Origin of the sequence: Micromonospora sp. NPDC005254 (assembly GCF_042872525.1) — a bacterium.
In the GTDB taxonomy this organism is placed as follows: domain Bacteria; phylum Actinomycetota; class Actinomycetes; order Mycobacteriales; family Micromonosporaceae; genus Micromonospora.
In genome coordinates this window covers 92,781-111,657 of record NZ_JBIAKM010000012.1, presented here as the reverse complement: position 1 = coordinate 111,657, position 18,877 = coordinate 92,781, and the positions used below count along the sequence as shown (strand labels likewise).

At 69.6% G+C, this 18,877-nt stretch carries 19 protein-coding genes and 2 pseudogenes; 6 read left to right on the top strand and 15 right to left on the bottom strand.

Annotated features, from left to right (window positions below):
* Positions 1–40: 40 nt before the first annotated feature.
* The 9 genes and pseudogenes from ACFYPR_RS29850 to ACFYPR_RS29810 all read right to left on the bottom strand — a co-directional run bounded on the left by ACFYPR_RS29850 (position 41) and on the right by ACFYPR_RS29810 (position 7,432).
* Positions 41–547 carry a hypothetical protein gene (locus tag ACFYPR_RS29850; RefSeq protein ID WP_354855654.1) on the bottom strand — a complete coding sequence of 169 codons (507 nt, stop codon included), beginning with the start codon at positions 545–547 and terminating at the stop codon, positions 41–43.
* 323 nt (positions 548–870) lie between these two features.
* A pseudogene (gene ptsP / locus ACFYPR_RS29845) lies at positions 871–2,490 on the bottom strand (phosphoenolpyruvate--protein phosphotransferase); the annotation flags it as partial.
* Positions 2,483–2,758 carry an HPr family phosphocarrier protein gene (locus ACFYPR_RS29840; RefSeq protein ID WP_354855655.1) on the bottom strand — a complete coding sequence of 92 codons (276 nt, stop codon included), beginning with the start codon at positions 2,756–2,758 and terminating at the stop codon, positions 2,483–2,485. The gene ACFYPR_RS29840 and the pseudogene ptsP, both read right to left, overlap by 8 nt.
* Positions 2,759–2,767: 9 nt before the next feature.
* A complete protein-coding gene (locus tag ACFYPR_RS29835; protein WP_355065913.1) occupies positions 2,768–3,808 on the bottom strand; it encodes a zinc-dependent dehydrogenase in 1,041 nt (346 codons plus the stop codon).
* Positions 3,805–4,239 (bottom strand): PTS sugar transporter subunit IIA, encoded by a 435-nt coding sequence (locus ACFYPR_RS29830; RefSeq protein ID WP_355065911.1) that lies wholly within the window; start codon positions 4,237–4,239, stop codon positions 3,805–3,807. The genes ACFYPR_RS29835 and ACFYPR_RS29830 overlap by 4 nt, the downstream gene beginning before the upstream one ends.
* Complete coding sequence (locus ACFYPR_RS29825) at positions 4,232–4,540, bottom strand: PTS lactose transporter subunit IIB (RefSeq protein ID WP_354855658.1); 309 nt, start codon at positions 4,538–4,540, stop codon at positions 4,232–4,234. Before ACFYPR_RS29825 ends, ACFYPR_RS29830 begins: the two co-directional genes overlap by 8 nt.
* 4 nt (positions 4,541–4,544) lie before the next feature.
* The gene (locus ACFYPR_RS29820) at positions 4,545–5,705 is read right to left on the bottom strand and encodes a PTS mannitol transporter subunit IICB (protein WP_354855659.1); all 1,161 of its coding nucleotides are present in this window, start codon (positions 5,703–5,705) and stop codon (positions 4,545–4,547) included.
* 60 nt (positions 5,706–5,765) lie between these two features.
* Positions 5,766–6,674 (bottom strand): 1-phosphofructokinase, encoded by a 909-nt coding sequence (pfkB, locus tag ACFYPR_RS29815; protein ID WP_387263794.1) that lies wholly within the window; start codon positions 6,672–6,674, stop codon positions 5,766–5,768.
* Positions 6,671–7,432, bottom strand: coding sequence for a DeoR/GlpR family DNA-binding transcription regulator (locus tag ACFYPR_RS29810; protein WP_354855661.1), 762 nt, complete (start codon positions 7,430–7,432; stop codon positions 6,671–6,673). The genes pfkB and ACFYPR_RS29810 overlap by 4 nt, the downstream gene beginning before the upstream one ends.
* A 409-nt stretch (positions 7,433–7,841) precedes the next feature.
* Between ACFYPR_RS29810 and ACFYPR_RS29805 the strand changes: the two genes are divergently transcribed.
* Positions 7,842–8,045, top strand: coding sequence for a hypothetical protein (locus ACFYPR_RS29805; RefSeq protein WP_355136548.1), 204 nt, complete (start codon positions 7,842–7,844; stop codon positions 8,043–8,045).
* Between the two features lie 127 nt (positions 8,046–8,172).
* Here the strand turns inward: ACFYPR_RS29805 and ACFYPR_RS29800 are convergent, their stop codons facing one another.
* From ACFYPR_RS29800 to ACFYPR_RS29785, 4 genes and pseudogenes are all read right to left on the bottom strand, one after another.
* Positions 8,173–8,439 (bottom strand): ABC transporter permease, encoded by a 267-nt coding sequence (locus ACFYPR_RS29800; RefSeq protein ID WP_387263791.1) that lies wholly within the window; start codon positions 8,437–8,439, stop codon positions 8,173–8,175.
* Positions 8,440–8,540: 101 nt separating this feature from the next.
* Positions 8,541–8,798: pseudogene (locus tag ACFYPR_RS29795) on the bottom strand (ABC transporter permease); the annotation flags it as partial.
* Positions 8,799–8,882: 84 nt separating this feature from the next.
* A complete protein-coding gene (locus ACFYPR_RS29790; protein WP_387183060.1) occupies positions 8,883–9,467 on the bottom strand; it encodes a phosphatase PAP2 family protein in 585 nt (194 codons plus the stop codon).
* Between the two features lie 107 nt (positions 9,468–9,574).
* Complete coding sequence (locus ACFYPR_RS29785) at positions 9,575–10,822, bottom strand: hypothetical protein (RefSeq protein ID WP_363935869.1); 1,248 nt, start codon at positions 10,820–10,822, stop codon at positions 9,575–9,577.
* A gap of 478 nt (positions 10,823–11,300) precedes the next feature.
* On the opposite strand from ACFYPR_RS29785, the gene ACFYPR_RS29780 reads away from it, so the two are divergent.
* From ACFYPR_RS29780 to ACFYPR_RS29765, 4 genes are all read left to right on the top strand, one after another.
* Positions 11,301–11,795: an SMI1/KNR4 family protein gene (locus ACFYPR_RS29780; RefSeq protein WP_387263787.1), complete on the top strand. Its 495-nt coding sequence runs from the start codon at positions 11,301–11,303 to the stop codon at positions 11,793–11,795.
* 134 nt (positions 11,796–11,929) lie between these two features.
* A complete protein-coding gene (locus ACFYPR_RS29775; RefSeq protein WP_363935873.1) occupies positions 11,930–13,033 on the top strand; it encodes an FUSC family protein in 1,104 nt (367 codons plus the stop codon).
* A gap of 170 nt (positions 13,034–13,203) precedes the next feature.
* Entirely contained in the window at positions 13,204–14,088 is an 885-nt protein-coding gene (locus tag ACFYPR_RS29770; RefSeq protein ID WP_355065897.1) for a class I SAM-dependent methyltransferase, read from the top strand.
* Between the two features lie 648 nt (positions 14,089–14,736).
* Complete coding sequence (locus ACFYPR_RS29765; RefSeq protein ID WP_354855690.1) at positions 14,737–15,150, top strand: carboxymuconolactone decarboxylase family protein; 414 nt, start codon at positions 14,737–14,739, stop codon at positions 15,148–15,150.
* A gap of 498 nt (positions 15,151–15,648) precedes the next feature.
* Here ACFYPR_RS29765 and ACFYPR_RS29760 read toward each other — a convergent pair whose 3' ends face one another.
* Positions 15,649–16,026, bottom strand: a complete 378-nt coding sequence (locus ACFYPR_RS29760) for a hypothetical protein (RefSeq protein WP_387263783.1) — start codon at positions 16,024–16,026, stop codon at positions 15,649–15,651.
* Between the two features lie 23 nt (positions 16,027–16,049).
* The gene (locus ACFYPR_RS29755) at positions 16,050–17,174 is read right to left on the bottom strand and encodes an ROK family transcriptional regulator (protein ID WP_387263781.1); all 1,125 of its coding nucleotides are present in this window, start codon (positions 17,172–17,174) and stop codon (positions 16,050–16,052) included.
* Positions 17,175–17,262: 88 nt separating this feature from the next.
* Here ACFYPR_RS29755 and ACFYPR_RS29750 point away from each other — a divergent pair, with 88 nt between their 5' ends.
* Entirely contained in the window at positions 17,263–18,537 is a 1,275-nt protein-coding gene (locus ACFYPR_RS29750) for a DUF1479 domain-containing protein (protein WP_387263778.1), read from the top strand.
* Positions 18,538–18,877 lie beyond the last annotated feature (340 nt).

Below are 18,877 nucleotides of genomic sequence, written 5' to 3'. Positions count from 1 at the left end.
GGATGATCATCGGGGTTACGGGGCGTTCGCTTGGCAGGATTCAGGATTGGGAGGCTACCTGGGGCAGGTGCCGGGCAAGTTCGGCGCGCAGGACGCCGGTCGCGGGCCTAAGCAAGCCGACGCTGACCGTGTAGACAGGCTGTCCCGCACGGAGCCGTGGACGAAGTGTCGTGGCAGACGGCACGACCGCTGCGGGGAGCAGAGTGACCTCAAGGACGGCGAACGGACCAGGACGGCGGACCATCGCCGACTGGATGGCCTGCCACGGGAGAACGGCCATCCGCCCCCGCTCGGCGAGCCTCAACGCCGGACCGGTTACGTCGACAGATGACCAGTTCCTTCGGTGCAGGGCGAGCGAGAAAGCGCTGAGGAGGACGGCGTAGAGGACGCCTGACGCGACGATGTTCGTCAGGTCGGCAGGCGGCCGCCCAGCAACGAGTGATAGAACGACTTGGACAAGAGCCCAGGCCAGCAAGCCGATCACCAGCCTGAACAGGAACATGAGGCGGGCGGACGTACGGAACATCGTCCCGTCGCTTGCGTCCATGAAGGGCCCTCCCGTCGACCGATGCAGCCGACTGTAGAGCAGCCGATCACCTCGGCTGCGGCGCAGGCGTCGGATGAGTACCTGCCGACGATCCGGCCCCACCAATCCGGCCTCGCCGGCACCAGTCCTTGACGACCGGCCATGCCCTCTACCCCGACCAGATGGTTCAGCGGTCACACTTGCGAGATGGAGGTCGGGTCACGAGACATCCCTTAGCGATCCCTGGAGCTGGACGATCTGAACGACGAATCTCCGGTGACCACGACCGGCTCGTCACACGGAAACGCCGTCGCCCAACCGGAGCTGGCGCGAAGCACGGCCACCGCCGCCCGGGCTGCCTCCGGGCTGGGGGCAGCAAGGGCCGCCCCGGCGATCTGGCGGCACTCGTCCAGGGTGTGCGCGGCCAGGGACTCGCGCACCGCCGGAATGCTGCGGGGCGCCATGGACAGGCTGGTGATGCCCAGGCCTGCCAGCACCAGAGCGAAATTGGGATCCGCTGCGGACTCTCCACACACGCCAACTGGCTTGCCCGCCTCGACGCCGGCTGCCGCGCAGGAGGCGAGGAGCGCGATCAGCGCGGGCTGCCACGGGTCGAGCAGGTCAGCGAGGTCGCCGCACATGCGGTCAGCGGCGAACGTGTACTGGCTGAGGTCGTTGGTGCCGATGCTGAGGAAGTCCGCGTGGCGAAGCACCTGGCTGGCACGCAGGGCAGCGGCCGGCACCTCGATCATCACGCCGGCGGTTGGCAGGCCGTGCTCGCGGCAGGACTCGGTGAACGCGGCCGCCTCCGCCGCCGTGGCGACCATCGGCGCCATCACCCACACGTCGGCGTCCGCCGCCGCAACCGCCGTCGCGATCGCGGCCAGCTGCGTGGTGAGTACGGCGGGTGTCTGCCGCGCGACCCGCAGGCCGCGGATGCCCAGCGCAGGGTTGGGTTCATCGGCCAGACGCAGGAACGGCAGCGGCTTGTCAGCGCCGGCGTCGAGGGTGCGTACGACGATCTTGCGGCCGGGCAGCGCGGCGAAGACGTCGCGGTACGCGGCGACCTGTTCTTCGTGCGACGGCGGGTCGCTGCGGTCGAGGTAGAGCAGCTCGGTGCGGAACAGGCCGACGCCTTCCACCTCGCCGGTGAGGTCGCGGGCGGAGCCGATGTTGGCCAGTAGCGCGATGGGATGGCCGTCTGCGGTCCGCCCCGGGCCCTGGGAGCGGGCGCGGCGTTCGATCTCCGCGAGTCGGTCCGCGTTGACAGTGGTCACCGTGTCGGCGGAGACGCCGCCCACCACGACGCCGCTCGCCCCGTCGAGAGTGGCCAGCGTGCCGTCGGTCACGTCCAGGATGCCCGCGCAGCGGACCACGGCCGGGATACCGAGTGTCCGGGCCAGGATCGCGGTGTGGCTGGTCGGGCCGCCCTCGGCAGTGACCAGGCCCAGCACCAGGGCCGGTTCGAGGCCGGCGGTGTCGGCGGGCGCCAGGTCGCGGGCGATGAGCAGGTACGGGTGGCCAGGGTTCGGCACGCCCGGCATCGGCAGCCCCAGGCACGCGGCGACGAGGCGGTCCCGCAGGTCGTCCAGGTCGCTGACCCGCTCGGCGAGGTACCCGCCCGCGGCTTCGAAGGCGGCCCGATGCACGGCGAGCACGTCGGTGATCGCGTGCGGTGCGTCCGCGCCGCCGTCGATGGCAATGTCGGCCGCGTCGATCAGTGTCTCGTCCTGCGCCATCATGACCTGGGCGCGCAGGACCTCGGCGGCGGTCGCGTCCAGGGCGGTGTCGGCGCGACGGGTCAGGTCGGCGGCGACGGCGAGGACCGCTTCCCGCACGGCCGCCTTCTCGGCTGCGGGATCAACGGTCTCCGCCAACGGCGGCAGGGCCGGCGGCGGAGCCAGCCGGTAGACCGGCCCCGCCGCACCGCCAGGGCTGGCCCCGATTCCCCGAAGTTCACGCATCGACGGCATCCAGATCACGTTCGAGGAGGTCGGCCAGGGTGTCGACGGCGGCCTGCGCGCCGTCGCCGTCGGCCTCCAGGGTGACCTCGGTGCCCTTCCTGGCGCCGAGCGACAGCACGGCGAGCATGCTGCGGGCCGGCACGGGTTTTTTGTCGCCGGTGCGGATGGTGACCAGCACCGGCTGCTTCGCCGCTTCGGCGACGAACAGCGCCGCCGGGCGGGCGTGCAGCCCGCTGGCGGAGCCGACGAGGACTGTTCTGGTGGGCAACGGATCCTCCTACGGTTCGATCGTCACCTTGATCGCTTCGCCGCGCGCCACGATGCCGAAGGCGTCGAGGGCGCGGTCGAGCGGCAGGCAGTGGGTGATGAGATCGGCGACCGGCACGGAGCCGTTGGCGATGAGTCGCAGCGCCTCCTTGTTGTGTTCCGGGCTGGAGCCGTTGGCACCGACGATGGTCAGTTCGCGGTAGTGCACGAGGTTGGAGTCCAGGGAGATGACCGGCTTGTCCTTCGGCAGGCCGCCGAAGAAGCTGATCCGGCCCTGCCGCGCGGTCATCTGCACCGCCTGCTCCTGGGCGGCGCCAGCGGCCGTGGCGGTAATGACGACGTCGGCACCCCGGCCCTCGGTGAGCTTGAGCACCGCGTCGACGACGTCGGTCTCGGCGCCGCAGATCGCCGCGTCCGGCTGCACCAGGTTGGCGGCCAGGTCGAGGCGTTCGCGGTTGAGGTCGACGAGGAGCACCCGGGCCGCGCCGCGCGCCCGGGCCAGGCGGACATGCAGGCAGCCGATCGGCCCGGCGCCCACGACGACCACGTCGTCGCCCTCCCCCACACCGGCGAGGTTCTGGCCGTTGAGGACGCAGGCGAGGGGCTCGGCGACGGACGCCTCGGCGAAGCTGAGTCCCTCGGGGATCCGGTTGAGCCCGTCGACGGCGAGGACGTTGTGGGGCACGACCACGTATTCGGCGAACCCGCCGTCGAAGTGGTATCCCATCGACACCTGGTTGGGGCACACGGTCATCCGGCCGCGCTGGCACTCGGCGCACGTACCGCAGGGGATGGCGGCGATGACCTGGACCCGGTCCCCCGGCCGCCAGCCCGTGACGTCGTCACCGACTTCGGTGATCTCGCCGGCGATCTCGTGGCCCATGACGCGCGGCGGGGCGATGTGGTGGTGGCCGAAGCGGGAGATCTTCACGTCGGTGCCGCAGGTGGAGCATGCGCGGACGCGGATCTTCACGTCGGCGGGGCCCGGCGTGGGCTCGGGCGCGTCCTCGATGCGGACGTCACCGGGTGCGTGGAATCGGACAACCTTCACGAGGGGTTCCCTTCGAGGATAGCGATCACGTCATCGGCGCTCGTCGACTCTCGTAGCCGCTGCGCCTGCGCCGGGTCCATCAACACCGAGGCGAGTTGGGCCAGGATGTCCACGTGCCCGTCGCCGGCCGCGGCGATGGCGACACAGACCCGCACGTCGAAGCCGTCCCAGTCGACGCCGTCCGGGAAGCGCAGCACCGCGAGGGCGTCGCGCTGGACCGACTCCTTGCTGTTCAGCGTGCCGTGCGGGATGGCGACGCCCTCCCCGATGTACGTGGAGACGCTCCGCTCGCGGGCGAGCATCGCGTCCACGTACGCCGGGGCGACCGCGCCGACCTCGACGAGTACCGCGCCGCAGCGGCTGATCGCTTCGTCCCGCGATCGGGCCCGCTCGTCGAGCCGGATCGCGTCACGGGCCAGCAGCTCAGCCACTCAGCTCACCACCGCGCTGTACCGCGTTCACGACCCTGGTGACGGCCGGGTCGCCGATGAACACCTGGATCGGCACGATCACCTTGTCGGGTGCGCTGACCCGGGCCCGCGCGGCGAGCCCCTGGTGGCAGATGACCACGTCTGCGTCCGCCGGGATCGAGTTGACCGGGGTGTGCTCGACGGTCACCGCGTTCTTCGCCAGTTGCCGCCGAAGTTGGCTGGCCAGCATCACGCTGCTGCCCATGCCGGCGTCGCAGGCGACGACGACCTTCTTGATTTCGGTGCCGTTGATGGTGGGCATCTGTTCAGACCTCCTGCTTCGCCGGCTTGTCGAGGGTCTCGTCGGGGTCGACAGCCCTTTCCTGCTCTGGGCGGACAGCCACCTCTTCGTCCGGGCCGACAGCGTCCGCTGCGGGCTCGCCGCGCCCGAAGCCGAGCAGGGCCGAGGCGACCGCGAAGGTGACGGCGGCGGCGATCACGACGCCGAGAATGACCCCGAAGTGGCCGCCCTTGGGAGTGACCGCGAGGTAGGCGAAGATGCTGCCCGGCGAGGGGGTGGCGACCAGGCCCGCACCGGTGATCACGAAGGTGCCGACGCCGGCCGCACCCCCGGCGATCATGGCGAGGATCAGCTTCGGCTTCATCAGCACGTACGGGAAATAGATCTCGTGGATGCCGCCGAGGAACTGCACGATGATCGCGGCCGGAGCGCTGGGGCGCAGCGCGCGGGGGCCGAAGAGCATGAAGGCGAGCAGCAGACCGAGGCCGGGGCCGGGGTTCGACTCGATCATGAACAGGATCGACTTGCCCTTGTCGGCGGCCTCGGCGATGCCCAGCGGGCCGAATACGCCGTGGTTGATGGCGTTGTTGAGGAAGAGCACCTTGGCGGGTTCGACGAGCACCGAGGTCAGCGGCAGCAGGTCCTTGCCGACGAGCCAGTCGACGCCTGCGCCGGCCTGCTTGGTGAGCCATTCGACCACCGGGCCGATGCCGTAGACGCCGCCGATGGCCATCGCGGCGCCGATGATGCCGGCGCTGAAGTTGTCGACAAGCATCTCGAAGCCGGGGCGGATCCTGTTCTCGACCAGGCTGTCGAACAGCTTGAGGAGATAGGCCGTGAGCGGCCCAATGATCATCGCGCCGAGGATCATCGGCACGTCCGCGCCGACGACGAGGCCCATGGTCGCCACCGCGCCCACGACGGCACCGCGCTGGCCGTGGACCAGCCGGCCGCCGGTGTAGCCGATGAGCACCGGTAGCAGGATGCTGATGATCGGGCCGACCAGTTCCGCCAGGGTCTTGTTGGGCAGCCAGCCGGTTGGAATGAACAGTGCGGTGATCAGGCCCCAGGCGATGAACGCGCCGATGTTGGGCATGACCATCGCGGCCAGGTAGCCGCCGAGGCGTTGCACGGTGGCTTTGGGGCCCTGGCCCTTTACTTCTGGTGTGTAGGAAGAGGAGGTCACGGGGGTATCTCCTTCATGAGGGGCGGTCCAGACAACCGCAGGGGGAAGAAGGTCGTCCGGCTAGGTGTGGATGGTGACGTCGTGGCGGAACAGATCCGCCGGCCCGGGCATCCGGCTGCCGGGCAGGCTCACCGCGGCGGCGCCCCAGGCCAGGCCCTCAGCGAGGGCGGCGGCACCATGCGCCCCCGCAGCGAGGAACCCGGCGAGCAGCGCATCGCCGGCACCGACGGTGCTACGGGGCCGGGCGACCGGACAGGTGCCGGTGCGGACCCCTTCGGCGTTGACCAGGACAGCGCCGTCAGCGCCGAGGCTGGCCACGACGGTGCCGGCTCCCCATGCCCGCAGGCACTGAGCGGCATCGACCACATCGCCGAGGTCCTTCAGCGGGGTGCCGACCACTTCGGCCAGTTCGTCGCGGTTGGGCTTGAGCAGGGTCGCCCCAGCCAGAGCGGCCTCGCGCAGGGCAGGACCGCTGGTATCGACGGCGACCCTGACGCCGGCAGCGCGCAGCTTCCGGCACAACTGAGCGTAAGCGTCGGCGGGCAGGCCGGGCGGGACGCTGCCGCACAGCACGGCCCAGTCGGCACCGCTGGCGCGGGCGAGCACACGGTCGATCACCTCGTCGAACTCGGCGCGGCACATGGCCGGGCCAGGCTCGTTGATTTTGGTGACCGTGCCGTCGGGCTCGGCCAGGGTGATGTTGGAACGGGTCCGTCCGGAGATCGACACGGCGAGGACCTCCACACCCTCCGCCTGCAGTAGGCGGATGAGCTGATTGCCCTCGTCACCGCCGGACGGCAACACCGCTACCGACGGCACCCCGTTGGCCAGCAGTGCACGGGATACGTTGACGCCCTTGCCGCCGGGGTCAAGGTGAGCTGTGGCAGCCCGGATGACCTCGCCCCGGGTGAGTGAGTCGACCTCCACGGCCCGGTCGAGGCTGGGGTTGAGGGTGACGGTGACGATCATGCGCGTACCACCCGGACATTCGCGGACTCCAGGTCACCGACCAGGTCGACGTCGGCACGGCTGTCGGTGATGAGCAGGTCGACGTCGGCCAGCTCAGCGAACCGGGCGAAGTAATCGTTGCCGAGCTTGGTGTGATCGGCGACCACCACCGTGCGGCGGGCCGCACGAACCATCGCCCGCTTCACCGCAGCCTCGGACGGGTCCGGGGTGGTCAGCCCGCGCTCGACCGAGATGCCGTTGGTCCCGACGAACGCGACGTCGACGTAGAGGTCCGCCAACGGCGACAGCGCCCAGTCGTCGACGGTCGCCAGGGTCTTCCCGCGGACCCGTCCACCCAGCAGCAGGACGTTGAGGTTGGCATAGGTACCGAGGGTCGTGGCGATGACCGGCGAGTTGACCACGACGGTCAGCTCTCGGTCCACCGGCAGCAGCTGGGCCAGCCGGGCGGTCGTGGTGCCGGCGTCGAGGATGATCGCGCCCTCCTCCGGCACCTCGCTCAAGGCGAGCTTGGCGATGCGCTCCTTCTCCTCGATGAGCACCGCGTCACGCGCCGCCAGCGCGGGCTCGAACCCGAGCCGTTCGACCGGAATAGCTCCACCGTGGACTCGACGCAGCACCCCGGCCCGCTCCAGGATGGTGAGATCGCGGCGGATGGTCTCCGACGTCACGTTGAGCCCGTCGGCCAAGCCCGCCACCTCGACCCGGCCCATCTCTCGGGCGATGCGGAGGATCTCCTGCTGTCGTTCTTCGGCGTACATGTTGTTGTTTCACCGCCGTTTCGTTTTGCTTGTGCTTTGTTTACGCCCGACTTTAGGGGAAGTCAAGAGACGGACCACAGAAAGCCACACCGGTCGGCACCTGGCAGGACGAGCGGGACCTAGCTTGATCTTTAACCGTGCTCACGCGGCGTCGACCCTCGGCTGCGTGGCAGGCGCTGCCGCCTGCGAGCGCGCCCGTAGCTCCAACCCGATCCGCACCGATACGCCAGTAGGGTCATCGGGGCGGCTGCGGCCGCCCCAGCCCACGAGCAACTCAAGCCTCTCCGCGGGGCTCCGCATATGTGGACGTCGCCGTGCGCGTTGTCAGCCGTGCGCGTTGTCAGCAGCAAAGCCGCGCATTCCGGCCCTGCCAAAGCGGTGGAGCGTGAAGCGCGATTAGGGTCTGCGGATGCGGGATGACATCGTTCTGCGGCTGGACCGCGCAACCGCCGAAGATCTGTACGTCACGCTGCACGAGGCCGGAGAGCACATTGCGGCTGGCGCAGCCATCACTCCGCCCACTGCCGAGGAGACCGAGCGGCTGGGCACCCTCCTGCGGGACCTGGGCCACGCACTTGGCCGTCGCTGTTCTCCATACTGCGAGCACCTCTAGTTGGTGGAGAGTCGCCCGTATTCAGCCAACATCACACCCACGGCCACCTGGCTCGAGGTCGCGGTCTGGGTGGCGTACGCGGCCGGTGTGCTGTTCCTGTAACTCCGCCCGGCCCGGCCGCGGACGGCTATGGAGCCACCGGCCGACGAAGCATCCCGCCGGCAACCAGTTCCAGAGTGAGCCCGACGACGATCGCCTCCGCCGCCAGCAACGCGATCAGCACCAGCAGCTGAGTGGCGCCGGCCTGCACGGCGGAGCCACCGCCGAGCAGCACTCCGACGAAAGCACCGGGCAGCGTGACCAGACCCACGGTCCGGGTCTTGTCCAGGGCCTGACCGGCGACAGGCCGGCACACCTCGAGCGCGGCCTCGCGAGGCACGAAGCCGAGCGCCAACGTCGCCTCGTACTCGCCCTTCCGATCCCGTAACTCATTGGAGTCCGACGGCCAGACAGCGACGTCGCGGTCATCGCGCCGCCGATCAGGATGCCGGCGATCGGCAGGACCGCCACCTCGGTCAGCGGCATCGTTCCGGCCCCGACGATCAGCGCGCCGACCGGCAGCGCCCCGGCCGTGATCGGGATGATCGCGAGCCACCCGAGCCGGAACGTGCTCACCCTGCGGGCCGCGGTGACGCCGGCGACCAGCAGCTTCACCGCGACGAACCCGGCAGTGGCCCACCAGGAACGCAGCACGGCGGCGATCAGCAACGAGACGACCACCAGCTGCAGGATCGCCCGGAGCGACGCCGTCACGCCCCCACGGCTTTCCCCGAGCCGGGCGACCAGCGCCACCAGCACGACGGGCCAGCGTGGGTCCGGCGGAGATCGTTCCCTGATTCACCAGAGCACCCACGCATTGAGAGAAGAGGCGGGCTCTACGTTCTGGTGCGCTTGCCTGTTCGTGGCCGCGAACGCGAGCCCGAACCGCGCGGCGGCCACCACTTCGAGGACCGCCACACCGCCGATGATTGCCCCAGCGACGATGTCCCTCGGGTAGTGCACGCCGACCCAGATCCGGGCGAAACCGATCGCCAGCGCCGCGACGGCCAGCACGACACCCCAGCGGCGGCCCAGGAACGCGTACACGCCGAACGCCAGCGTAAACGCCGCCGTTGCGTGATCGCTGGGCAGCGAGACACCGGGGTCGTGCGCGATGAGCTGGTGCACCTGATGGCTCTGGAACGGCCGCCCCTGGGCGCTGATGTGTGAGAGCACGACGGCGAACCCGAACGCCAGAACGAGCGCGGCGCCGAGCTGGACCACCGGGCGGATCCGACGGTCGAGCAGGGCCCGGCCCCCGAGCACGGCGGCGACCGCGAGACCCGGATAGATCAACCAGGTCGCGGCGAACTCCATCACGTCGTCTACGCTGTCGGCCCGACCCGCGGCGCCGTTGATCAGTTCGACGAGCTGATAGTTCACGCTGGCCAATCTCCCTGGGTGGCGCATTTAAGAGGTGCTGAAAGCCGTGGGCCGGCCCATCCCAGCGGGGGCACTGAGATGGGCCGGCGGCCTGGGTCGGCGTGGAGTCACACGCCGTCGAATTGGTTCAGGGTGGTGGTGAGGGCCCGCAGGTTGGCGGAGCAGTCGGCTGGGCTCGGCTGTCCGGCTCGCAGCGAGGTCAGGACGGCATCGATTTCGCTGTCGAGCCTGTGCCAACTCGCCGGATCGCGGGGTTTGAGGCCGGCCTCGGCGTCGTCCCAGCGCACCTCCAGGTCCTTGGCGCGGGTCCGGCCACCCGCGAGGTCGTTACGGGCAACCATGGCCTGCATGTCGCCGGCGATCCTGGCGAAGCCGGTCAGGTCTCCCAGGCGGGTAGTGGGGTGCACCGGCTGGGCCGCAGCCTGCGTCGCCCCGTCGGGCTGAGCGACGGTGACGGTCTGCGCGTCCGTGCTGCCTGCCCCCGGGCGGAGGGCGCTGAGGCCGAAGCCGGCGATGACGACAGCCGCGACACCGGCGGCCGCCCAGGCGTAGTCCGGGCGGCGTCCGCCGAGCGGACCGTCACCCTTGGCCGCCACCCCGTGCCGATTGGCCAGCACCTGCTCCCGGCCAACCAGCACCAGGATGACCGCGAAGAACAGCAGGCTGGTCGCGCTGGCGCCCAGGTCGAGGCCACCGAAGTCCTTGGACTGGGTCAGCAGGTCGCCCAGGGACGCGCCGAGCGGGCGGGTGAGGACGTACGCGATCCAGAACGTCAGCACGGTGGAAGCGCCGGCGCGGTTGCCGATCCAGGTGAGCAGGATGAGGCCGCCGAAGATCAGTGTGCCGTTGCGGAAGCCCAGGCTGAGCGCCTCGGTGGCCAGGTCGCCGGCCGCGGTGCCGAGTGCGAACGTGGTGAGGATCGCGGCCCAGTAGAAGCCCTCGCGCCGCGGTGTGTCGATCGAGGTGATCGCCAGAGTGCGCTCCTGGCGATACCAGATCATGAAGACCACGGCCAGGATGACCGAGAAGACCGCGGTGCTGACGTACAGGCTGACGCCGAGGGTGTCGGTGAAGAAGTCGGTGATCTGGGTGCCGACGATGCTGACGAGCACCACGCACAGCCAGTAGATCCACGGGGTGTACTTGCGCGTTCGGAACTGCACGGTGAGCGCGGCGGCGAGCACGGCGATCATCACCGCGGTGGTGACGAGCGGGCCGAGCCCCACGTTGACGGAGAGGTAGTCGGCGAACGTCTCCCCGATCGTGGTCGACAGGACTTTGATGACCCAGAACGTGGCGGTGATCGCCGGCACCTTGGTCAGCCAGCCCCGCGAACGCGTTGCCAGGTACTCCATGAAAACTCCAGTCGACGCTCGGACGACCGCGGTCGGCGGCCGGTGACGTCGACCAAGGTGCGGCATGCGGCCTGAAAACTTGCTGAGGACCACGACGGGCGGATATCCGGGGGAAAGGCTAATTTTCGGGGTGAGCAGGTTGCTGGTGGTGGAGGACGACACCGGACCATGCCCTGGGCGTTTCCGATCGACCGTCGGCCGTTCATTCTGATCACGGACCTCATGGGCCTCGCGAGGAGAGCCCGGGAGCGAGCGGTGTACCGACGGGTCAAGGAAGAGAAGGGAAAGCCGGCGGAGCCAGCGCAGCCGTGGGAGAGGACCGCAGTAGAGCTTGACGCCCAGTTGTGGGCGTCGCTGTACCGCCCCGGCGTGGACGCGCTGGCGTTGGCACGCCGAGTCGTCGAGGTTCAGGCACGCTCATGCCGGACGTCCAGCTGGGCCCGTCAATTCAGCCTGGCAGAGCGACTACCGTCGACGAGTGCTCGATCCCACGATCATCTTCGACACCTCCGGTCCGTTGGAAAACCCGCTCACCGACGAGCTTCTGCGTGAGGTGCAGGCGCAGCTCGGACACAAGCTACCCGCTGCGTACGTCGACCTGGCCCGGCGCCACAACGGCGGGGTGCTGGCCCGGGACGCCCACCCCTCGCCCAGCCGGACCTCCTGGTCGGCAGGCCACGTGGCGGTGTACACACTGGCGGCGATCGGTGACACCGCCTCCTTCAGCCTGTGCGGCGAACTCGGGAACGCGTTCTGGACGACGGAGTGGGGCTACCCCGACATCGGCGTCTACATCGCCGACTGCCCCTCAGCGGGCCACGACATGATCGCTCTCGACTACCGATCCCCCGGCGAGCCGACGGTCGTACACGTCGACCAGGAGTGGAACTACCAGATCACCGTCATCGCCCCCGACTTCGAGACGTTCCTGGGCGGCCTCGTCGACGCGGCCGAGTTCGACGGAGACGACTGACCGCGACCGGCCTTCCATCCCGAGTGCCGCCCACCACCTGACGATTGAGCAGGTCACGGGCGGGGTAGTGCCCGTTCTCGCGGAAGATCAAGCGGCGGCCGTCCCCGGTCCGCTGGGCGGAAGGGGTATCACCGGTGCGGACGTGGGGGCGCGACGCCGTCGCGCGGTTGCGGGGCGACGGGATGACCGTGGTCGAGCTGACCGCCGCCGCGGTGGTCGCCTGGATCGTGGCAGCGGTGGTGATCCGTCACCCGGACCCGTTCTACGCCCCGACCGCCGCGCTCGTCGTGCTCGGTGAGTCCCGCGGTCGACGGCTGCGGCAGACCGTCGAGATCCTGCTCGCCGTGGCCGCCGCCGTGCTCGTCGCGGAGCTGCTGGTGTACGCGCTGGGCCCGGGCACCGGCACGGTCCTGCTGGTGCTGGTACTGACCACCACGACGCTCGTGGTGATCGGTGCCCGCCGTGCCCTGGTCGTGCAGGCCACCGTCTCGGCCATGTACCTGGTCGTGGTCGCCGCACCGCACGGGACGCTGATGCCGTTCCGCTTCGTCGACGCGCTCATCGGCGGCGCGGTCGCGTTGGCCGCCAGCCAGCTGATGGCCGCCCGCGACCCGCTGGCGCCGCTGGTGGCCCAGGCTCGGTGCAGCTACACCGACCTGGCCGACCTGCTCGATGAGGTGAACGCGGCGCTGCAGGGCTGCGACGAGGATGCCGCCCGCGCCGCGCTGGACCAAGCCCGGCAGGTGGACGACTGCGTCGCCCAGCTGCAGACCGCCGTGCTCGCCACCGGTGAGACGCTGCGGCTGGGGCTGCGCCGCCGGCACCTGGGCAAGCTCGCCGACGTGGAAGGGACGCTGCGGCAGCTCGACTACGCCGCCCGCAACATCCGGGTGCTGGCCCGGGCCGCTGTGACCCTGACCCGCCGGCACACCGCCACACCGCCGGAGCTGGCCGCCGCGATTGGCGCGCTGACCGCCGCCGTACGGTCGGCCGGGGAGGCGCTGGCCAGCGACCTGAGCGGCGCCGACGCCGACCGGCATGCGCAGCGGGCCGACGCGGTGGCCCTGGAAGCGGTCCGGATCGCCGCGGGCCTGCTGCGGTCCGATCCGCCGCTGCCGGTCACCATGATCGTCGGACAGATCCGGGCGACCGCCATCGACCTGCTGCGCGGCGTCGGCCACGACGACATGACGGTGCTGGACCGGGTGGACGAGGCGCTCGGCCTGAGCCGGGCTTGACGCCTGTCGTCCGGCCGGAGACAACGATCCGCGCCACAACGTGATGCCGCGTCACAGCGTCCGGCGCCACCGCCTGGCGGCGACCGACGACGGCGTGGCGTTGCCCGACTCCACGTTCTCGCTGTTCGCGAACGATCGTCCGGGTATGCGTCGGGGGTTACGCTGACCCGGTGGCGAGGGACAAGTGGGCCCAGTGGCTCCTTGCCCGCCGGGACGGCAACAGCGCGGGCCTGCGCGCCCGTAACGCCCTGGATCTGGCGGCGTTCCGTGATGGCGTCCTTGAGGGAGCCGGGCTGGTGGCCGACGACGTGGTCCTCGACGTGGGCTGCGGGACGGGACTGATCGCGTTCGGCGCGCTGGATCGGCTCGGCCCGGACGGCCGAGTCATCTTCAGCGATGTCTCACCGGATGTGCTCGACGAGTGCCGGCGCACCGCCGGTGGCGACGAGCGGTGCAACTTTGTGGTCGCGCCGGCCGATGACCTCGCCGGAATCGCTGACGCCTCTGTCGACGTCGTGACCACTCGCTCGGTGCTCATCTACTCCGACCGCAAGACCGCCGCCTTCGCGGAGTTCTTCCGGGTCCTGCGGCCGGGCGGACGGATGTCCCTGTTCGAGCCCATCAACGGCTTCGCGGAGCGGCTCCGGCCCGATGATCTGTTCGGCTTGGGCAACTCGCCCGTCAACGACCTGATCGCCAAGGTCAGCGACGTCTACCGGAGCACCACCGCGGAAACCACCCGACCGATGATGGACTTCGACGAGCGTGACCTGGTCGACTGGGCAGTATCCGCCGGCTTCGAGGCGGTGGAGCTGAGCTACCGCGCCCAGGTCGACGTGCCCGCCGACCCGATCGGGGACTGGGAGGCACTCAAGCGAGTGGCACCCAACCCCCTGGTCCCCACGTACGGCGAAGCGATCGCCGCCGCCCTGACCGACGACGATCGCGAGCGTCTCGACACATACATGACCGCCCTGGCCGCGGCCGGTACGCCGACGCGGCGCACGATGGCCACGGTGTTCCTTCGCGCACGGCGTCCACACGGGTACCGCTGAGGACGTACCGCGTCGCCCCGCATTCACTGACCCGACGGACACACGTCTTGCGCTGGCCCGGTCGTCCTCAGCAGGACCACCGCCTCGCCCCCTTCAACCATCGCGAGCCCGAGCTGCAATCGCGCTGATTGCGACAGGCACGGAGGCCTGTCAGTCGCGACGGCCGTCGGTCAGGTGGAGGTGACGTAGTCCCGGACCAAAGGCGGCGACATGCTCCGCTGTGCCGTGGTGCGCGGCGGCCCCTGCCGAGCCGCCCCCTGGCGGGCATCGGGGAGGTCCGCACACTCGGCCAGCAGCCGACTCCTCAGTGCATCCGTCTGCTCCCCAGCCTGCTCCCCTAATATTGGCACGACACCGCCGGCAGCCGTCAGCGAGCACGGTCAACTTGATCAGCGCCTGACGCCCTTGGGTCGGGCCGGCCTCCTGCTTCGAGGTGCCATCGCGACGCCGCGCAGGCTGAGGTGAGCGCGTCGGCCTCGTCTCGGGCGGCGTCCTGGTTCGGCAAAGCAGCTTGGAGGACCTCCTCCTTGATCTCACTGGCCGCGCCCCCTATCGACCGACGCGCGGGACGCGACCCGTTTGTCCGGCACGGCAATGGGTACCCGCCGGTCCAGCCGACAGGACGATTGGCAGAGGTGGGGCGTGAGCATGGCGGAGGACGAGCAGTACGAGCGGGGTCTTGAGGCGCTGCGACAGGCCGACGGCGGCGCCGCGCAAAGACTCCTGGAAGCCCTCGCCGACGTCTCGCCCGAGCTCAGCCGTCGCTCCGTCGCCTGGTCCTACGGGGATCTCTACGTCCGGCCCCAGCTCGCGCGCCGGGACCGGGAGCTGCTCACCCTCGGCATTCTGACCGGCCTCGGTGATGCCGGGGCCCAGCTAGAAGTGCACGTCAACGGGGCACTCAACGCGGGCCTGACGCCGTCGGAGATAGTCGAGGCGCTGCTGCAGGCGGTGGTCTACTGCGGCGTGCCGCGGGCCGTCAACGCCACGCTCGTCGCCAAGAAGGTCTTCGCAGAGCGCAACCTGCTACCTGTCCCGGCAAGCCCCACCCCGGCCGGCTGACCTCGCCGTCGTCGCTCACGCGTCGCCGACACAGCTGATAGCGCCCGCTCACGTCGCCCGGTCTGCTGCCGGCCCGAGGCGACGGTGCCGCGCCCGAACGGCGGCACCAGGGGCTGCCTTAATCTCGCTTAGCACCATCGTGAACTGCTTCGGCTTTTCGAGGGCCTGACCGGGGCACGACGAAGGCAGCGGCGTCGCCGCTCCGAGCGGTAGGAGCGGAGCGTCGGCCGCTCACGCCGATCGGTAGGCGGTCAGCGAGCAAACAGCGGGCTGCGCCGTCGACGATGAGACGTGGTAGCAGTACCTGAACATCGAGAACCTCAACATGCTCAACTGGCCATGTGGTCAGCGCCCGGTCTCGAATGACGGAACTACGGCGAACCCCATCAAGCTGACCCGCAACGCTCCACATCGATCTACAGCACGCCTACAAACGTAGCCTTACAACTCCTAATGAAAATGATGTTGTGGGGCGGTTTCGTGCGTGGCATCGCTTGATCAGCTCCGAGGCATCCCACCGTGCGGACTGTTGACGATGAGCGGCACGCTGTCTGGTGCCAGGAAATGGTGACCCTCGAAGTACTCCAGGTGAACGTGGCCGCCGTCGTCCATGCTGGCTACATCGCGTAGCAGGTCGGCGAGGAGCGACCGGCTTTCCGCGCCACCGTGGATGCTGAGATAGCTGCGATCGTCGACACCAATAACGACGGGGCCCTGCGTCACTTCGATGAGCACACCCCGTAGATGCCGAGGGTGAGCGGACGGCGCAAGGCTCAGCTCGCCTCCGCTTGCTACCAGGTCAGCGAGGTGACAAAGGTCTGCCCGGCCACTCGCGACGTCGACGCCTTCGGCGGCAGAATAGTAGGCAAGCTTCACCCCGCAACCGTAGGCTGCCGCGCCTATCTAGTGCCTTGACCACGAACGTTCACGGTGTTGGATGTCGTGATGGCTGACCGGAGGCGGTTGAGCGCCTCCGCGCGCACACCGGCCAGAACCGGCTCGCCGGTCAGCACGGCGGGCCGCACGGGGACCTCGCGCGGCATCGGTGTTGTCGCCGAGCGGATGCTACCGATCAGGGCAGGGCCCCACGAACCGCCAACAACGATCTCCTGCGGGTCGGCAAGCGCGACCACGGCGGCGACGACACCGGCAACGGCCTGGCCGATGAGCTCCCGCGTCGCGGGGTCGCTGTCGAGGAGCCGCTCGACGTCGATCGCGGTCGAGCCGTCGCGGCGCAGACCCAGCTCGCCGAAGACCTCGATCAACCGGACCGCGCGACCACCCGGCCCGACGGTCAGCAGGTGGGCGATCTCACCGGTCAGGCCGGTATGCCCGCGGCGGACCTCGCCGTCGCTGACGATCGCACAGCCCAGCCCTTCACCCAAGTAGAGGTAAGCGAAGTCGCGGGCGGTGTTCCGCTCGGCCAGCGCCGCCCAGTTCACGTCGTTGTCGACGACGACCGGGCCGCCCGCGTGCGGCGCGAGGACGGCGACCGGGTCGAGGTCACCGACCAGGAAAGGTGAGTCGGGCAGCTGCACCAGGCGGCCGGTGGCGCGATCTACCGGGTCAGCCGCGCTGACGACGGCCAGCCGGGCCGGCCGGCCGGCTGCGGCGAGAACCTCGACGGTCGCGGTGGCCAGCGCATCGGCAGCCTGGCTCGGGCGGGCCGGCCGGTCGATCGGCCGGACCGCGCGCGACACCGTGTCACCGTAGATGTCCAGGCACTCCGCCACGACACCCTCCGGAGCGATGACGACGGCCAGCGCCACGCCCACCGCCGGCGCGAGCGCATAGTACGAGCCCACCCGACCGCGACCGCGACCACCCGGGGTGCGCTCACCTGTGTCGGCCACCAGGCCGCGTTCGGTCAGCCGGCGCACGCTCTCCCCCGCGGTCGGCTTGGAGATGCCGATCTCGACGGCCAGCTCGGCGCGAGTAAGTCGACGGTGCTGCATCAACGCGCGAAGCACGTGCTCGTCGGTGAGCGACCGGACGATCTCCTGCGACGGCAAGGTGGGCTCCACGCCAACATTCTAGTCAGGGCTATTGCCTAGAAGAGGCTCGACCCAGTAAAGTCTTTCAAGTAACGGGGGCTAACTAGAAGGAGACGCCGTGTCGACCAGCACCACACTGCCGCACTGGGAGCAGACCCCCGCCGACCTCAAAGCGGCCACCCGGGAGATCAAGGCCGCGCTGCGCGCCCGGATCGAGGCCTCCGGGCGTACGGTCGATGAGGTTTTCGCCGTCGTCGAACAGCGGGTCCAGGCCGCCGTCGATGACATCAACGCCGCCCGCCGTCGCGGCGAGAGCGTCTGGCCGGTCATCGACTACGCCGACATCGCGAACTGCACCGTCACCGCCGGGCAACTCGACCTGCTGCGCCGCCGCGGCTGCCTGGTCGTGCGTGGCCACTTCGACCGCGACCAGGCCCTCGCGTGGGACCAGGACATCGTCGACTACGTCGAGAGCAACAACTTCTTCGAGAACTACCGCGGCCCCGGCGACGACTTCTTCGGCAGCGTCGGCTCCAAGCCCGAGATCTACCCGATCTACTGGTCGCCCGCACAGATGCAGGCCCGCCAGAGCGACCGGATGGCGGCCGTCCAGGCCTTCCTCAACAGCCAGTGGAAGTCGGAGTCTGACGGCGCGCAGTGGTTCGACCCGAACAGGGATTCGCTTTACCCCGACCGCATCCGCCGCCGCCCCGAGGGCGCCGACTCCGCCGGCCTAGGCACCCACCTCGACCCCGGCACCCTGGACCTGTGGATGACCAGGGCCTACCAGCAGGCGTTCCGGCACGTGTTCGACGGCAGCGTCGAACAGTACGACCCGTGGGACGCCGCGCACCGCACCGACGGCCCGCAGTACCCCGGCACCACCATGTGCTCGGCATTCCGCACCTTCCAGGGCTGGACCGCCCTGTCTGACATGGCCCACGACCAGGGCGTGCTGCACACCGTGCCGATTCCCGAGGCTATGGCGTACCTGATGCTGCGCCCACTGCTGTCTGACGTCCCCGACGACGACATGTGTGGCGTCACCGTCAACCAGGTCTTCCCGGCTGGCCACAAGTGGCACGCTCCGCTCATGGAGGCACTGGCCGGCATCCCCGACGTGCAGGCCGGTGACTCGGTCTGGTGGCACGCCGACATGATCCATAGTGTCGCGCCGGTCGAGTCGCAGAAGGGCTGGGGCAACGTCATGTACATCCCCGCCGCACCGTGGTGCCCCCGCAACGAGAAGTACGCCGCCAACGTCCGCGAGGCGTTCCTCAGCGGATCGAGCCCTTCGGACTTCCCCGCCGAGGACTACGAGCGCGAATGGCCCAACCGCTTCCAGCCCGAAGACCTCAACGAAACCGGCCGCCGCGGCCTCGGAATCGCCTAGACATCCACGAACGCTGCACGACTCTTTCCGGCCCCTGGGATCTGCGCCGTTGATCGGCATCCGGACCCACAACGAGGATGGAGGCGTCAGCGGGCCCGCCGGCGGTTCAAAATCCCATGGACAAACTTAAAGCCCTGACCAGCGTTTCCGCTGGTCAGGGCTTTTTCTCTGTCGGGACGGCCGGATTCGAACCGACGACCCCTTGACCCCCAGTTTTACAACGATTCTGTCACGCCGTGCCGGGATAGGTTGAAACATTCCTAGAAGGGGACAAGAACGGCGGACACAAATGCCGTTCCATGCCGTGGATCACCGCCTCATCCACCTATGGCGATCCCCT

Excerpts from the sequence above, each read along its gene's own strand:
- ACFYPR_RS29850 (WP_354855654.1), bottom strand. The coding sequence starts at position 547 with ATGGACGCAAGCGACGGGACGATGTTCCGTACGTCCGCCCGCCTCATG.
- ACFYPR_RS29825 (WP_354855658.1), bottom strand. The coding sequence starts at position 4,540 with ATGCCCACCATCAACGGCACCGAAATCAAGAAGGTCGTCGTCGCCTGC.
- pfkB (WP_387263794.1), bottom strand. The coding sequence starts at position 6,674 with ATGATCGTCACCGTCACCCTCAACCCCAGCCTCGACCGGGCCGTGGAG.
- ACFYPR_RS29810 (WP_354855661.1), bottom strand. The coding sequence starts at position 7,432 with ATGTACGCCGAAGAACGACAGCAGGAGATCCTCCGCATCGCCCGAGAG.
- ACFYPR_RS29805 (WP_355136548.1), top strand. The coding sequence starts at position 7,842 with ATGCGGGATGACATCGTTCTGCGGCTGGACCGCGCAACCGCCGAAGAT.
- ACFYPR_RS29785 (WP_363935869.1), bottom strand. The coding sequence starts at position 10,822 with ATGGAGTACCTGGCAACGCGTTCGCGGGGCTGGCTGACCAAGGTGCCG.
- ACFYPR_RS29765 (WP_354855690.1), top strand. The coding sequence starts at position 14,737 with ATGGCGGAGGACGAGCAGTACGAGCGGGGTCTTGAGGCGCTGCGACAG.